Source organism: Paenibacillus sp. ACRRY (assembly GCF_022346995.1).
Taxonomy (GTDB): Bacteria; Bacillota; Bacilli; order Paenibacillales; family Paenibacillaceae; genus Paenibacillus.
In genome coordinates this window covers 662,773-677,362 of sequence record NZ_JAKRNM010000002.1, presented here as the reverse complement: position 1 = coordinate 677,362, position 14,590 = coordinate 662,773, and the positions used below count along the sequence as shown (strand labels likewise).

23 protein-coding genes and 1 tRNA gene are annotated in these 14,590 nt (G+C 46.1%); 5 read left to right on the top strand and 19 right to left on the bottom strand.

Annotated elements, in window-relative coordinates; translation table 11 throughout:
- Nucleotides 1-95 precede the first annotated feature (95 nt).
- From MH144_RS12410 to MH144_RS12375, 8 genes are all read right to left on the bottom strand, one after another.
- On the bottom strand, nucleotides 96-650 hold the full coding sequence (locus MH144_RS12410; protein WP_183521784.1) for a copper amine oxidase: 555 nt from the start codon (nucleotides 648-650) through the stop codon (nucleotides 96-98).
- Nucleotides 651-878: 228 nt separating this feature from the next.
- Nucleotides 879-1,079: a hypothetical protein gene (locus tag MH144_RS12405; RefSeq protein WP_239300196.1), complete on the bottom strand. Its 201-nt coding sequence runs from the start codon at nucleotides 1,077-1,079 to the stop codon at nucleotides 879-881.
- A 100-nt stretch (nucleotides 1,080-1,179) separates the two neighbouring features.
- A complete protein-coding gene (locus MH144_RS12400) occupies nucleotides 1,180-1,920 on the bottom strand; it encodes an SDR family oxidoreductase (RefSeq protein ID WP_239300194.1) in 741 nt (246 codons plus the stop codon).
- A gap of 4 nt (nucleotides 1,921-1,924) precedes the next feature.
- A complete protein-coding gene (locus tag MH144_RS12395; protein WP_239300667.1) occupies nucleotides 1,925-2,539 on the bottom strand; it encodes a TetR/AcrR family transcriptional regulator in 615 nt (204 codons plus the stop codon).
- A 185-nt stretch (nucleotides 2,540-2,724) separates the two neighbouring features.
- Nucleotides 2,725-2,904: a hypothetical protein gene (locus tag MH144_RS12390; RefSeq protein ID WP_141236703.1), complete on the bottom strand. Its 180-nt coding sequence runs from the start codon at nucleotides 2,902-2,904 to the stop codon at nucleotides 2,725-2,727.
- Nucleotides 2,905-3,008: 104 nt separating this feature from the next.
- Nucleotides 3,009-3,584: a YdhK family protein gene (locus MH144_RS12385; protein WP_239300192.1), complete on the bottom strand. Its 576-nt coding sequence runs from the start codon at nucleotides 3,582-3,584 to the stop codon at nucleotides 3,009-3,011.
- Between the two features lie 201 nt (nucleotides 3,585-3,785).
- The gene (locus tag MH144_RS12380; RefSeq protein WP_095290080.1) at nucleotides 3,786-4,205 is read right to left on the bottom strand and encodes an organic hydroperoxide resistance protein; all 420 of its coding nucleotides are present in this window, start codon (nucleotides 4,203-4,205) and stop codon (nucleotides 3,786-3,788) included.
- Nucleotides 4,206-4,455: 250 nt separating this feature from the next.
- Nucleotides 4,456-4,528 (bottom strand) — tRNA-Val (locus MH144_RS12375).
- Nucleotides 4,529-4,668: 140 nt separating this feature from the next.
- Between MH144_RS12375 and MH144_RS12370 the strand changes: the two genes are divergently transcribed.
- From MH144_RS12370 to MH144_RS12360, 3 genes are all read left to right on the top strand, one after another.
- Nucleotides 4,669-4,911 (top strand): hypothetical protein, encoded by a 243-nt coding sequence (locus tag MH144_RS12370; RefSeq protein ID WP_239300190.1) that lies wholly within the window; start codon nucleotides 4,669-4,671, stop codon nucleotides 4,909-4,911.
- A gap of 237 nt (nucleotides 4,912-5,148) precedes the next feature.
- Nucleotides 5,149-5,592 (top strand): GNAT family N-acetyltransferase, encoded by a 444-nt coding sequence (locus MH144_RS12365; RefSeq protein WP_239300188.1) that lies wholly within the window; start codon nucleotides 5,149-5,151, stop codon nucleotides 5,590-5,592.
- Between the two features lie 126 nt (nucleotides 5,593-5,718).
- The gene (locus MH144_RS12360) at nucleotides 5,719-5,955 is read left to right on the top strand and encodes a DUF3892 domain-containing protein (RefSeq protein ID WP_095359408.1); all 237 of its coding nucleotides are present in this window, start codon (nucleotides 5,719-5,721) and stop codon (nucleotides 5,953-5,955) included.
- Nucleotides 5,956-6,034: 79 nt separating this feature from the next.
- Here MH144_RS12360 and MH144_RS12355 read toward each other — a convergent pair whose 3' ends face one another.
- From MH144_RS12355 to MH144_RS12340, 4 genes are all read right to left on the bottom strand, one after another.
- Nucleotides 6,035-6,316, bottom strand: coding sequence for a hypothetical protein (locus tag MH144_RS12355; protein WP_239300186.1), 282 nt, complete (start codon nucleotides 6,314-6,316; stop codon nucleotides 6,035-6,037).
- Complete coding sequence (locus MH144_RS12350; RefSeq protein ID WP_095290075.1) at nucleotides 6,310-6,522, bottom strand: hypothetical protein; 213 nt, start codon at nucleotides 6,520-6,522, stop codon at nucleotides 6,310-6,312. Before MH144_RS12350 ends, MH144_RS12355 begins: the two co-directional genes overlap by 7 nt.
- Before the next feature lie 145 nt (nucleotides 6,523-6,667).
- The gene (locus MH144_RS12345) at nucleotides 6,668-6,988 is read right to left on the bottom strand and encodes a DUF3889 domain-containing protein (protein WP_239300184.1); all 321 of its coding nucleotides are present in this window, start codon (nucleotides 6,986-6,988) and stop codon (nucleotides 6,668-6,670) included.
- A 53-nt stretch (nucleotides 6,989-7,041) separates the two neighbouring features.
- Entirely contained in the window at nucleotides 7,042-7,335 is a 294-nt protein-coding gene (locus MH144_RS12340) for a hypothetical protein (protein ID WP_239300182.1), read from the bottom strand.
- Nucleotides 7,336-7,551: 216 nt separating this feature from the next.
- On the opposite strand from MH144_RS12340, the gene MH144_RS12335 reads away from it, so the two are divergent.
- On the top strand, nucleotides 7,552-8,454 hold the full coding sequence (locus tag MH144_RS12335; RefSeq protein WP_239300180.1) for a manganese catalase family protein: 903 nt from the start codon (nucleotides 7,552-7,554) through the stop codon (nucleotides 8,452-8,454).
- An 82-nt stretch (nucleotides 8,455-8,536) separates the two neighbouring features.
- Here MH144_RS12335 and MH144_RS12330 read toward each other — a convergent pair whose 3' ends face one another.
- The 5 genes from MH144_RS12330 to MH144_RS12310 form a co-directional block, all read right to left on the bottom strand.
- The gene (locus MH144_RS12330) at nucleotides 8,537-9,124 is read right to left on the bottom strand and encodes a DUF3221 domain-containing protein (RefSeq protein WP_239300178.1); all 588 of its coding nucleotides are present in this window, start codon (nucleotides 9,122-9,124) and stop codon (nucleotides 8,537-8,539) included.
- A 98-nt stretch (nucleotides 9,125-9,222) separates the two neighbouring features.
- The gene (locus tag MH144_RS12325) at nucleotides 9,223-9,537 is read right to left on the bottom strand and encodes a hypothetical protein (RefSeq protein WP_239300176.1); all 315 of its coding nucleotides are present in this window, start codon (nucleotides 9,535-9,537) and stop codon (nucleotides 9,223-9,225) included.
- Between the two features lie 184 nt (nucleotides 9,538-9,721).
- Complete coding sequence (locus tag MH144_RS12320) at nucleotides 9,722-10,753, bottom strand: FecCD family ABC transporter permease (protein WP_239300174.1); 1,032 nt, start codon at nucleotides 10,751-10,753, stop codon at nucleotides 9,722-9,724.
- A gap of 2 nt (nucleotides 10,754-10,755) precedes the next feature.
- Complete coding sequence (locus MH144_RS12315; RefSeq protein WP_239300172.1) at nucleotides 10,756-11,811, bottom strand: FecCD family ABC transporter permease; 1,056 nt, start codon at nucleotides 11,809-11,811, stop codon at nucleotides 10,756-10,758.
- 234 nt (nucleotides 11,812-12,045) lie between these two features.
- Nucleotides 12,046-12,780: a glycerophosphodiester phosphodiesterase gene (locus MH144_RS12310; protein ID WP_239300170.1), complete on the bottom strand. Its 735-nt coding sequence runs from the start codon at nucleotides 12,778-12,780 to the stop codon at nucleotides 12,046-12,048.
- 239 nt (nucleotides 12,781-13,019) lie between these two features.
- Between MH144_RS12310 and MH144_RS12305 the strand changes: the two genes are divergently transcribed.
- The gene (locus MH144_RS12305) at nucleotides 13,020-13,292 is read left to right on the top strand and encodes a hypothetical protein (protein ID WP_239300168.1); all 273 of its coding nucleotides are present in this window, start codon (nucleotides 13,020-13,022) and stop codon (nucleotides 13,290-13,292) included.
- A gap of 229 nt (nucleotides 13,293-13,521) precedes the next feature.
- Here the strand turns inward: MH144_RS12305 and MH144_RS12300 are convergent, their stop codons facing one another.
- Nucleotides 13,522-13,653 (bottom strand): YjcZ family sporulation protein, encoded by a 132-nt coding sequence (locus tag MH144_RS12300; protein WP_239300166.1) that lies wholly within the window; start codon nucleotides 13,651-13,653, stop codon nucleotides 13,522-13,524.
- A gap of 120 nt (nucleotides 13,654-13,773) precedes the next feature.
- On the bottom strand, nucleotides 13,774-14,361 hold the full coding sequence (locus MH144_RS12295; protein WP_127537821.1) for an LOG family protein: 588 nt from the start codon (nucleotides 14,359-14,361) through the stop codon (nucleotides 13,774-13,776).
- Nucleotides 14,362-14,590 lie beyond the last annotated feature (229 nt).

The following is a 14,590-nucleotide window of genomic DNA, read 5'->3' as shown; positions in this document are numbered from 1 at the left end:
TATACCTCGCTTTGTAAATAGAAATTGTGTAACCTTGCATATCGTAACATGTTCGCAAGGCTAGGTCAATTTACTCAGCAACGTTATTTTTCGCTTCATTCGTTTAGTGCGGTAATGATTTTCTCTGCCACCAGAACGTAGTTACTGTTTGCATTTTCTTTAATATGAAAGCCCACCTGGTATTTGCCAGCACGACTGAAATCATACGTAAAATCGTAAGTCCGGAACCAGAAATTATCTTTCTGGGTTTTGAGCTCCTGGGACTGGATATCCTTCACCTGGCCACTCGGATTGGTAATTGTCACCTTCACTGCAGCCACATCCGTTGTTAAGCTGTCCACTTGAGAAAACACATTGAATTTCAATTTGCCAACGTTCACGTTGCCAAATACGGTGTCTCCCTTAAACAGAAAAATATGTACATTCGGCTTAATCACCGTTACTCGCTTGTTGCTGTTATCCCATTTGGCGATCCCCCCTGCTTCTCTCACAGGTACATAGGTCGTTCCATCGATCAGGTAACCTCCGTCAGCTGCTTCCTTGCCGTTAATGAGAACCCGAATCTTTTCGTTTACGGAATCCGCAAATAATAAAGACCCGCCGAGCAAGGAGAATACCGTGACACACAGCAATATTCTCTTCCATTTCATTCCGTCAATATTCCCTCCCCTGCTGCAAGCTGTTGTACATTTATACTGCAGGTTCAACTACAAAGTTGCGCTGTTTTTCATCATTTTTCATTTTTTATCCAGAAAATTTTCCACCCCTTGGAACGATCAAAAAGAGGCCCCTCTCCTTCGAGAACGCCTCTGTAGTATGGTTATTGTGAATGCGAGCTTATACGAATTATTTCTCGGAAACTTCAGCCTGGAAGGATACTAGGAAGACGTGTGCCGAGTCAGGATGCAAGGAACGCCTTTACCTACTGCTCCTGCCGTCCGCATGCGTGCAGCGTATTCCATGCCTCGTGTACAGGGTGTCTTGCACCGCTCGCACACATCTGAAGTGACCAATTTCATGGACACACGGAGTTTGTCACTCTTCAACGCTGATGCTTTTTTACCTTTTGCCTTTGCCATCCCGGATTCCCCATTTCCGCAAGTGCTTACTGATGTAGTGCATCATATGGGGATTCGCCCGGTTTGGTGTCAAAGCCGAACAACTATTCATAAGTAATGGTTAAATAAAACCACCGTTTACACGCAATGTCTGTCCGGTGACCCACTGCGATTCAGGGCTGACAAGAAAAGAGATGACACTTGCAATGTCCTCCGTTTCGCCCAAGCGACCAAATGCATTCATTTTACGCAGCCCTTCCAGCTGCTGTTCTGTCTTGCCAGCGGCAAACAGTTCCGTATTCACCGGACCAGGTGCCACTGCATTAATTGTAATCTGTTTGGGGCCAAATTCCTTCGCGAGCTGACGGGTAATTTGCTCCACTGCACCCTTGGTTCCGGCATATACACTGTATCCCGGAAACATCTGACCATTCACGGAGGTGGAGAAATTCACGATTCGCCCTTCGTTCTCCATCGTTTTTAGTGCTTGCTGACAGGCAAAGAACGTACCCTTTACATTAATGGCAAATTGCTGGTCAAACTCTTCTTCAGTAACGTCCGCCAAAGGTGTCGTTTTCATCACTCCAGCATTGTTGATCAGAATATCCACTTTGCCCAGCTGCTTCACCGTTTCGGCGAATAAGTGCTCCACGTGATTCTTTTGTGCCAGATCTGCGTGGATCGCGATCGCACGGACACCCTTTTGCCGAACTCGTTCTGCCACTTCTTCAGCCTTGTCTGGACTGCTCGCATAGTTGATGACGATGTCTGCGCCAAGCTCGGCGAGCTGCAGCGCTATGGTCCGTCCAATTCCACGCGATGAACCTGTGACGATGGCGACTTTACCTGATAACTTTGTCATGAGATTACTTCCTCCCTGTATTCAGATGAAATACACCTTGCTCAATCAGCAACCATACCTGCTCGAATTCCTCATGGATGGTCTCACTACGCCATTCATACGCATGTGCCGGATGATGAAAGCGAGCCGTTGCGTGTAAAATTCCTGCAGCGACCTTGTCCGGTTTCGGAAAACGCAGCTGCTGATCCTGCTGTATAATTTCGGTGAGATGTTGTGTTAACAGCTCCACATGTCTGTAAATGAGTTCTGCCGATTCCTGTGTAACCTTGGCATACATATCAAATAACTCTGTGTCTGATTCTGCATAGTGCCGTTTAAGTTGAATTAATGTTTCGATATATTTTTTGAGATGTTGTATTCCTTCACCAGTATCGGTCTGCACGCTTACGACCTTCGCAAGTGGAGCGATAATCTCATCTTCCAACCACTGTGCCGTTACCCCTTCGAGCAATTCCTTTTTGCTGGCATAATGCCTGTAGATGGTTCCATGGCTGACCCCAAGCAATTTGGCTACATCTGTAACAGAGGTTTTGGCAGCACCAAACCGCCTGATGGTTTCCTGCGTGGCTGTAATGATCTGCTCTTTGGTTAGAAATTCAGAAGACTTGTCTTTGGTCATATCCTTAAGATGGTTAGAACTAACCACCCACTAGTCACCTCCGTCGTATAGATAGATTATCACAGTTTATAACAAATGACAAATATTGATTTTTGTCATTTGTTATTTGTAATTTTAATGGTAAGCTTTTTCACACAGCAAAAAAGAGCCCCAGCACTGGACTCTTCATCGAATCGCTTATTTATTCAGAAAACATACTTGAACAGCAGGAATAGGACAACCAGAATTCCTCCAAGAATCAGCCAGTTACTGATTTCCCACCAAATACCTTTACCTCCACCAGATATAAGCTGTTGTTCACGCTCTTGGTGACGCTGACTGTGTGTTTCTGTCTCTGAGGCATGCGGTGGTTTGCTAAAATCCATCATATACATTCCCCTTTCCAGCAGCTATTTTCCGCCTTCAAGTTCCAGTATAACCCAGAATTGAGTTGAAGAATTAATGAATCTCCCATCGTGGATACGGTCATCTATTCAGCGGATAACTCATCCTCTGTAACCCACTTGTGATTTTTCACTGGATCTCCTCCAGTTGTCGGCGTGTAATCCACCATATACACTGTCGTCTGTGCAGCGGAATCAATGGTGGCTGTTGCCCCTTTCATACCAGTCATATGGTCGGCGTCCAATACAACCTCTACACCAACTTTATAGGGCTCGTCGCTGTGCTCCTTCACTTCCTCGTGGATTACCCACTTGTGATTCTTCACCAGTTCTCCCCCCGTTGTCGGTGTATACGTAACAGCATAAACGGTCGTTTCATATGCTCCAACAATTGTGGCTGTTGCCCCTTTCATACCGGTCATATGGTCGGCATTCATGATAACCTGGCTGCCAACCGGATACGTAGGATCCACCTTTTTCATAAGTCCTTGCGGCAGCTCGCCTGAATCCGAATGGTGCATTTCTCCTGTAGTGGCTGTATGACTGCTATTGTTCCCTCCGCTGCCATTGCTGTTATTCTGTTCCGCATTTTTACCGCAACCACTTACCATCAGACTTCCGGTGATCAGTAGAGATACTATCATCATTACGTACTTTTTCATGTCAGCACTCCTTTAAAATACGAATCTGGATATCTTATAATATACCCCATGTGGGTATATTTCAACCTTCGGACTCCAAGGTTACCCTTAGATCCCTATAATGAAAAACACCTTCAACTCTGTCCTATCCCTTTTTTTTTGCAATAGCAATGGGACAGACATTTGAAGGTGTTTATCATAAATCCAAATTCGTATTTATTATTACGCCATTTCCAGAGTTACATTTACATTGCCTCTGATTCCTTTGGAGTACGGGCAATAATCATGAGCAAGTTTGACAAATTTCTGTGCGGTCTCTTCATCCAAACCCTCAATTTTCACTTCCAGCTCAACTTCCAACTTCACTCCGTTGTCCGAAGGATCTGTCACAAGCATAACCGTTGCAGATACGGTGCTTCTCTCAATTTCCACGTTGTGTTTCTTCAATTGAAACTCCAAAGCAGAGTTAAAGCACGCACTGTATCCTGCTGCAAACAGCTGTTCCGGATTTGTAGCAGTAGTCACTTTACCACCGAGCTCCGGTGGTGCAGCTACATCCAACATAAAGACGTTATCTGGTGATTGCACAATCCCTTGGCGTCCACCTGTATTAATTACTGTTGTTTCATATAATGTTTTCATTTGTAATTTCTCCTCTTCATCATTAAATTTTATTTGATAAAACTGATCTTGTTTACTGGTTGTTTACAATTTGATTGTACACAATTTAATTGTGTTTGTAAACAATTATTTTGTTATAAAAAAAGAAGCCACCATTTTGGCGACTTCAACACTTTGTTTTCTTATTTTATTGCCTCTGAGCCTGATAAAAGTTTTATGCGAATCTTAAAAAACAAGAAAAAAGCCCTTGCTACGCAAGGACTTTTCGTTATGATCTGTAGTGGGCTCGAACCACTGACCCCTACCCTGTCAAGATAGTGCTCTCCCAGCTGAGCTAACAGATCATGATAACCTATTCTGTTCGAATGAAGTAACAGTATCATACCAAGTAAACGCGTACAATGTCAATGGTTTATTGGTTATATTTTGTTGAGATTGGAGCACACTAAGGAATGATTACCATTTCATTAAAGAGGTGACTTCCATGCCACACGCAAACTCCCATAAAACCCAGACCCATAGCAAAACATTGGGCTTCATTCTTCCCCTCACCATACTTATTCTGATCTCCGGCTGCAGCCTGGAACGGGACGAACATACCGTTCAATTTCAACAACTACAGCAACCGAATGTAACGGATGACCTGCCTGTTTGGCTCGATGTCTACTCGAAATCTGTTCATGAAGAGGTCTATTCACCTCAGGGAAACAGTGAACTTTTGCCCTGACACTATTGCCTTTTATCACTCATCCTCGTCCCACTTTCTGGAGTAGGCTTTTTTGGTTACGTAATATAACAAAGCAATCATTCCGGCAGACATCAAGAGTGTAATGGTCATAATTCCTGCCACGCCCATTCTCTTCGCCCCTCTTCCAATATGTTCCAGACTCAACTATACAGGAAAAGCAATTTTTTGTATAATGCAGTCTGATATGTCGCTCAAGAGCAGAAAGAAGGAATGGAATTGGCAGCCGAAATTAGTTATGTAACGACAGATGAACAACTCCAGCAAGCATTGGGCATCCGCCATGAGGTTTTTGTCATCGAGCAGCAGGTGCCTGCCGAGATTGAAATCGATCAATATGATGTCATCAGCCCTGATGTACATCATGTTTTATTAAATACCGACGGACAGGCTGTAGCTACAGGACGACTTATCTATTACAGCAAGGATACAGCCAAAATGCAGCGAATCGCTGTGCTTCAATCCCACCGTTCATTCGGTTATGGACGTGTACTCCTGCTAGCCATGGAAGAGCGAGCACGGGAGCTTGGCTTGACTTACTCTGTACTGGATGCGCAATGTCAGGCCCAGAAATTCTATGAGAAGCTCGGATATGAAGTGATTTCGGAGGAACCTTTTTATGATGCAGACATTCTGCATGTACGCATGAGAAAGAGCCTGTAAACCTCACCTTCGGTGAATCTACGTATTTACAAGTGTTCTACAATGTCATGCATACTTATCTTCAATTCGGACAGGCTAAAGGGGAACTCAAATTCTCATTTCCTCAGATAAGGAGAGTGTGACATTATGAATCAGACGACACGTGAGAGCTTCACAGCAGTACAAAAAAATGGTGACGGTGATCTGACTGGCTTTCAAACCTCATCTGGACGCATACTGGATTATCAGCAAGCGCTGGCAGAAGTACAGGCAGGAGCCATAGCGGGTGTGAATGTGTTTAAAGGCAAGGACGGGGAAATGTACATTCGTGGCGATGCGGACGGTGATCCGACCAACAATCTTGATCAACTCCCCACTTTCTGATATATGAACGCTGTGCAATAACGAAGCAAGCGCCAATCCGGCATCCGGGTTGGCGTTTTTATTTCGCAATTTTGTTTAGCTAGTATTCCAAAAAATATTTAACGGCATCTCCGGCAGGCTGATTCTTGCGAATCGGCTGCGGATCCTGTTCCCATGCCTGCAAGATTTGGATTCCTTCCAGGGTGGACTTATTCGTCCAGTTAATATGCTGCCTGCGCTCCAGTTCAAGCAAGGATTCGTGAATGAGAGCCCGGCTTCGCCCCGTCTTGTTCTCCAGCTCATCCATTCGAGGCATACGTCGTCGCTGCCCCGTATAATTAACGATAATTCGTAAAATCTTCCGTTCAAAATCGTTTAACATATGCCCGCCTCCCCGTCCTTATGTAGGATAGGACGCCATGCCAGAATACCTTGCTCCAGAAATGTCCGGGGTGATCCATCTGCTCCTGCGGACGCTCTGATTCTACCACCTCGCACACTGTTAATACGAATTTGACGCTGCGTAATATGTCCTGCACGATCCATGTACACGAGTTCCACCATCTGGCCAATATATTTTCCCAGCATAACCATCCCTCCAATAAGAACGTTTGTTTGTATTACCTATTATATGCGAACATAAGTTCTTTATTCAATAACTAAAAAAAGGATTTTATACAGCAAAAAACCAGGCTTGTCCCCGCTATCAGAGATGCCTGGCTTTTTTTATTTTTTAGTGTCGATCCGATTCACTGAACTGCACCTTTTTTAACTGCTGCGTAGACGGATTAAAATCTACATTGACATACACCGCAAACTCTTTGCCATCTTTGCCCCTCACCCATAACTTAAACTGCTCGCGGGATTGATTGGCTGTCAGCGATGTACGTCCAATATGCTTGTAATCCAGAATGTCCACATTATATTTGGTCTGCGTTTCTTTTACTGCGATGATTCCCCACTTCGCATAATCTGGAACGGGAGCCGCTGAACTCGTGGCTAGTCCCGACAAACTCAGCATAATCGTCATCAGTGTAACGATAAGTAATCTCATATTAATCACTCCTTGGGGCTTGTTTCCGTTAGCCTGCCCATGGGAGGTATATTTTACACCATCAGTTGAATGATTAACCTTATAGGTTGTTGCACCCAACGAATAATCTGAAGTATTGTTTGATGCCGATCCAAGGGAGGATTGAAGCTTATTCCCCAGTCACCTGACAATAAATGATTCGTAGGGTCCGGATTGGACGGTGTATTCAACCCATACTTCTTCTCTAAAGCTTCCCTCGTTTCTTGATCGACTTCGACTTGATGATGAACATAAGCAGAGACCTGCTCCACATGAAGAAGTAAAAGTATACCTATAGTAAAAACAGCAATAAGCCAACGTTTAAGCAAAAACTTGTCCTCCTTTTTCATTACCTTAGCGAAAATCCCCAGTTACACTGATTGTAACCCTAATACATCCCCGTTGGAAACTAGATCCTGAATAGGATATATACGTCTTTAGCCCCAAATATGCTGTCTGCGGTTTGATTCTCCCATTCTATGTGTAATAGCCCTTGATAGACTGAATTATGATCTGAACACCCATTTCGAGGAGGTTATATGTGAATGTTCAAACGAATGGATGAAATCTTGATTGAAATCCCCAATGTCGAGAAGCCCGATCCCAATGCAGCCGCATCCATACAGGAACTGCTGGGCGGCAAATTCGGAGAAATGTCAACGTTGAACAATTACCTCTACCAGTCGTTTAATTTTCGCTCCAAGGAAAAATTGAAGCCCTTCTACGACCTCGTCATGAGTATTACAGCCGAAGAATTGGGTCACGTGGAGCTGGTATCTCACGGGATAAACCAATGCCTCAGAGGTTCGACCGCTTACAAGGAACCCGATGATACACCACTTGGTTCCGTGAAGGATGCACGTCTATCCTATCATTACCTGGCGGGGGCCCAAGGCGCCATGCCTTTTGATTCTATGGGCAACCCGTGGACCGGTGCAAATGTGTTCAACAGTGGTAATCTGGTCGAGGATCTGCTGCATAACTTTTTCCTCGAATGCGGCGCACGTACACATAAAATGAAAGTATACGAAATGACAGACCACCCTGCTGCCCGGGAAGTGGTTGGGTTCCTGCTAGTACGCGGCGGCGTACACGTCGTTGCCTACGCCAAAGCGTTGGAAATTGCAACAGGCGTGAATGTGACCAAGCTGGTTCCTATTCCTTCATTGGACAACAAGGCTTTTACCGAGACCCGAAAATATGAAGAAAAAGGCGTACACACCAAGCTGTACACGTATAGCGATAAAGACTTTAACGCCATCGGCCAAATCTGGAAAGGAACACACCCTGAAGATGGACAACCACTTGAAGTCATTCAAGGTGTTCCGGAAGGCTTTCCGATTCCCGAAGCCCCTGCGGTGGAAGAAGAATTCGCCCCAGGCATTTCACATGAGGACTTCGCGGAAATTGCACGTCGTCTGAAAATGGCGGGGAATATTGCGGATTGATACAGCATGACCATGTCATAATATATAAAGCCCTCATTTGCTAGATAAGCAGATCTGAGGGCTTTTGTTTGTTTTATGTGCTTCATTCACTTTGTTGTTCTTGCACTGATTCCACTGGCTCCACATCCCGAACTTGGAGATCAATCTGCGCCTGATTATCATCCACTGACATGGCATCCCGCATGCGAACCGTCCAGATTCCTTTATCGGCATGAAACTCAACGTCTTCAATGACCGGCAAACTTATCTCTTTACCAACGGCTAAATAAATTCCGCCGCGAATGGCATCCGCTTCACTGATTTTCGCGCCGTCGGGTGTTGCCGCAGCATACTCTGCAATGGACTCTGCTCTTGCACGACCTGGATAAGGCTCATTTTCAGGACCTCCATCCGTCCACACCTCAACATAAGTACCAATCTGAGAATCAGGCACATTGGAGAACCATTTTGCCGGATAAAACTTGCTGGTTTCTCCATTCGTTCCAATTTCCTCATATTCAGGATTTACAACAAGGATGGAATCTTCTTTGCGATCCACCACATAGCCGGTAAACCCTTTCTCTCTCGGAGCATCCGTTTGCGGCTGTTGCCCTTCCTTCTGAGCCTGTACCGAACAACCTGTAAGAATTAAAATGATGAGCATCATAAGAACGATATTACGACTGGACACTTCCATTCCCCCTCTATAGGCAACATGTAGTGCAATCTATTTCTCTTATAGACGGCTTCCCACTACCCGATGTTGCAAAAGAAGAGCATGATTATCGATCAATTTCTTTGGGATCTTTTGTACGCATACCTTCCCCAAATGATCAAACCTGCGCAACACAGCAGAACACAGTATCCCCATGCAAAAAGCATGGCGATTCCCAGACCGATATTGGCATCCAGACGTTCATCGGTTAACTCGGTATAAAAAGCAAAGCCCAAGGGCACCGCCCCCACGATAAATAATACGGCCATCAAACCGCCCCAGCGTCTGAACACCGGCTTTTGATGTGATTGCGACAGTTTTTTAATGCCCCGATACAGGATGAACAGAAGCAAAATGAATATCAGCCACGTGCCAAGAATTTGTGCCATCTTGTCCGCCTCCTTCGAATATAATCCCAACTAACCATTGTAGAAGAATCATTTCCTGCTTATCCATTATATTTCGCCCTTCTCCGGTACATTAATCACATCCATATCCATTCAAACAAAAATGCCTTCGTCCGGCTCTATTCGAGCCAGATGAAGGCGTTTTGTTACCATGTGAAGAATTGCTCTATCTGGTTCTGCTCAAGAGATAGAGGAAGTATGGCGCACCGAGGATCGCAACCAGAATTCCCGCTGGAATCTCGGAAGGCTGCAGAATGACACGGCCCAGCGTATCCGCAATGAGAACAAGAAGAGAACCGACCAAAGCGGATGCAGGCAAAAGAAACTGATGTTTTGGACCCACAAGGCGTCTCGCCAGATGCGGTCCGATCAAACCTACAAAACCAATCCCACCACTGACTGATACACAAGACCCGGCAAGACCTACGGCAGCAGCCAGCAGGATGAGTCTTTCACGATTAACCGATGCACCTAGTCCACTGGCGGTCTGATCCCCAAGGTTCAGGACATTCAGCACACGAGCCTTATAGAGAACGACCGGAATAAGAATAATCAAAAATGGAAGCAATGCCGTTACGAACTTCCAGTTTGATCCCCAGATGCTGCCTGCCATCCATGTCGCCACAAACTGATACTTCTCCGGACTGAGACGAAGTGTAAGTACAATCATAGCAGAGCTGATCCCAGCAGCTACCCCAATTCCTGTCAGAAGCATACGGGTAGGCATGATGCCCTCTCCCTTTTTATACGAAAGGACATAGATGAGAAATGCAGCAAAACTGGATCCAATCAAGGCTAGAATCGGCAGCAAAAATACAGGGGCAGCCGTTGTTGTAGGGAAAAAGGATACAAATAACATAACGACGAGCCCGGCACCCGCATTAATCCCGAGTATCCCCGGGTCAGCCAGTGCGTTACGGGACACGCCCTGCAAAATACATCCGGACAAGGCAAGCCCGGCACCAACCATGATTGAAATTACGATCCGGGGCAAACGGAACTCAAACAGGATTAGCTCCTGCTTCGGTGTTCCCCCACCGAATAACGTACGCAGCACCTCAAAAGGGCTCAGCTTCGTGAACCCCGTATTCATGCTGATTATAAATGCGGCAATAATCAATGCACCAAGTACAATCATGACAATGGTGCTTTTCGTTCTCTTTTTACGCTCAGCACCAGTGAGAGTTGAGGATCCCATAATTACAGAGACCTCCTTTCTTTACGGGCCAGATAGAGGAAGAACGGTACCCCGATCAAGGCAACCAGAGCACCGATTGGCGTCTCGTATGGCGGATTGATCATCCGTGCAGCCAGATCGGCGAACACTAGCAGCAAGCTGCCCATGACAGCTGAACATGGAATGATCCAGCGATAATCAACCCCGACGATTTTACGTGTAAGGTGGGGGATGATAAGTCCAACGAAACCTACTGCACCAACCACGGATACGGCCGTACCCGCAAGAATAAGCACAACGATAAGACCAATCAGCTTAATCAGGCCAGTACGCTGTCCCAGTCCGACGGCAATCTCTTCGCCGAGACTAAGAAGCGTTATGGAGCGAGAAATAATCAAGCCTACAATGAGTGCAGCCAGGACCCAGGGGAACATGACCTCAAGTTGAGACCATTTTGTCCCCGCAACACCGCCTGCTGTCCAGAAGGCCAGATCCTGTCCAATTTTGAAATACAATGCAATCCCTTCACTCAGTGCTGACAACATGGCAGATACCGCTGCTCCCGCCAACACAAGTCTAAGAGGCGTAAGGCCCGATCTGGACGCTGCTCCGAATCCGTATACAAGGAGTACGCCAAGCCCTGCCCCGATAAAGGAATACATAATGATATACATGTACGGCATGCCAGGGAAAAAAGCGAAACACACAGCAAGGGCAAATCCCGCACCGGAATTCAGCCCAAGTAAGCCCGAATCCGCAAGTGGATTGCGGGTCATCCCCTGCATGATTGCACCCGCTACAGCGAAGCAGGCACCAACCATCGCTCCGCCAAGAATACGCGGCAATCGAATCTCCCAGATGATCTGATGAGGAGTAAGATCCGGGTTGAAGTTAAAGATAGCTTGCCAGACTACGCCGAGTTTAATATCTGCGGCACCAAAAGAAATGGACAAAGCCATACCCAGGGCGAGCAGCACGAGACCGCCAGTCAGGATCAAGGTAGCAGCCCAGGGACGAGTATGTATTTTGGCTGTCGGAGATTCCGTATTATGACTTGCCGATGAAGCCTTCGAACTCATATGCGCCCACCTTCGTTATGAGTGGAGTAGACAGATCCTATGTACATAACAATCACCTCTCTATTATTGCCGTTCTTGTAATGATATTGATTCTCATTCCCATACATCATTGTATGTCAACAATCTCTCGCTGGCAATGGACAAATGGGACAAGTTTATTGCATTAAACATTTTTTAGATCCAAAAAAAGCCACACCGAGCATAAGAGCTCAAGTGCAGCTTGTTTTTTTGATGTTAACGGCTATGTACTCCAGTCAATGCGGCCAGTACATCGGGAACATCCGTAATGATCGCTTCTACCCCCATCTGGATCAAAGCCTGCATCTCTGCAGGATCGTTTACGGTAAAAGGATGTGTCGAAATTCCATGAGCCTGCGCAGCAGCTACTTCCTCCTGTGTTACAGCCAGCTTATATGGATGCAGTGCTGATGCCTCCAGTTTGGCTGCATAGTCGTAAGGACGATAGAGTTTTTCCATGTACAGAAGTGCTGTCCGAATCTCGGGAGCAATCCGTTTACATTTCACCAAGGAAGCATGATTGAAACTGGAAAGGATCACTTGCTGTTCCAAATCCCAATTTCGAATGGCTTGCACAATCTTTTCCTCCATGCCCTTGTAACCGACAATTCCATTTTTCAGTTCCAGATTAAGCAGAATCCTTTTTCCCTGCACGAGATCAAACAACTCTTCCAGTGAAGGGATGCGCTCTTGGGCGAAATCGGAATGGAACCAGCTACCTGCGTCAAGTGTGCGCAATTGCTCGTATGTTGTGTCCTTAACCCAGCCGGAGGCACCTGCAGTCCGGTTCAATGTCTCATCATGAATCAGTACCAATCTGCCATCACTGGACATCTGAACATCCGTCTCAATACCCGTGGCTCCGAGCTGCAGACAACGGTTAAACGCAGCCATCGTATTCTCGGGGCAGACGGCGGAAGCTCCCCTATGTGCAATAATTTCAATCGCCATTACTCAGCACCTCCTGTATTCGAACATCGACTCTAGCATTTCCACTATACGACCAGTTTGTCAGCACCGTATTAACAGAACGTTTAATGCGTGTTCGATTCCATATTGGACGAAGATGGTTTGGGGAAGATGTCCATTCAGACTGGGGATTCACTCATTTTTGCGAACTCAATCTGCAAATCAACATAACATAGTATGAGCGATAGAAGTTCCGTACCCCGCCATAAGGAGGTTGACTATTGAAGCCCTTAAGGAACAAGCCCCTTGCCCCGCGCTCTCACATCTCCCAGTCACAGTCGGCTTCCAGGCATTCCAGTCCCTCTGTGCACATCAAAAACCAGTCTAGCAAAAAAACAGCGTCGAATCAGCGGAACACGAATTACATCTCTTCCAGAACCTTGGATCAGCTGGCTGTTGTCGCTGCCATTCTCTCCTTAATCGCAGCTGCCATAGGGCTATATATCGCCTGGAAATCACTGAGTATACCAGACGAGACCGCTGTTGTGGTATAGACCAGTGCAACTTGTAAAACAGCTCTGCATGCCAGACGGTTGACCCTGCTCCTAATTGTCATGCGGGAGCAGGGGTTGTTTATTTTACGTTCTAACCATTTCTTCGCAGGAAAATCAAAAAAACCGTTCCCCTGAAACGCCGACAGCTGCCGGCGTTTCTTTGGAAAGGCTGATTCCTCATCCGGTGCGCTTCAGAAGAAGCCGTCCCATCCGGGAATGGCTGACCGAATTACAGAATGAAGGTGCGGGAGATAATAACCAGCAGAATGAACAATACCAGAATTGCTCCTGTAGATGTCCATGCTCCGCCGCCGAAGCCTCCGCATCCATACCCGTAACCTGTGCCTTTGATTTCGCTCATGAGTGACACTCCCCTCTTAAGAAAGTACACTATAGACTATGTCTCAGGCCGCAACTTGCTTGGGCAGAACGGAATTTTTTCCGCGGATGCCGGTGGTTAATTCAACTCTAATCTCTTGGATTACTTTTGTTCATTAAGCTGAGTCCATTTCTGAGTTAACTGTGCAGGAACGTAAGCCGACATCTTCGCAAGCAGTTCGGCCGGTTCGGATTCAAGACTCCACAGGCTGAGATGAGAAGTATTCGAAAATCCTTCATGGACACTATGCTCCACCAGTTTCATCAAAGGTTCGTAATAACCATTTACGTTTAATAAACCAACCGGTTTGCGGTGAATACCGATTTGGGCCCAGCACAGCACTTCGAACAATTCCTCAAAGGTACCCATGCCACCAGGAAGTGCGATAAATCCATCAGACAGTTCCGCCATCGTTGCCTTCCGCTCATGCATCGTCCCTACTTCAATCAGCTGTGTAAGGCCCCCATGCACAATTTCTCCACGAAACAATCCGGTTGGCATAACACCAATGACTTCTCCGCCATTCTCCAGAGCTGCATCGGCCACCGCACCCATTAATCCCATGCATGACCCGCCATATACAAGGGAGAATCCGTTATCTGCAATCTGCTTGCCCAAGTTGATTGCCTGCTGTGTATAGTCCGGATGATTCCCAGGGTTGGAACCTGCAAAAACACATATACGTTTCAAAGGGCTTCACTCCTTCTTGTTGTCTATCTCATTAGTATATAACAAGAATGTCATTGCTATGTTACCCCCTCGTATTGCCTGGTGACAAAAAAAACCCGACCGTTTGCAGCCGGCCAGGTTCCCATGTTATTACACATCATTTAGAAGGGGTTGTTACATTTAATATAACGGCCGAAGATTAAATCTATATGATCTTTACATGAAATGAATATTAAATATAAAAGTCATA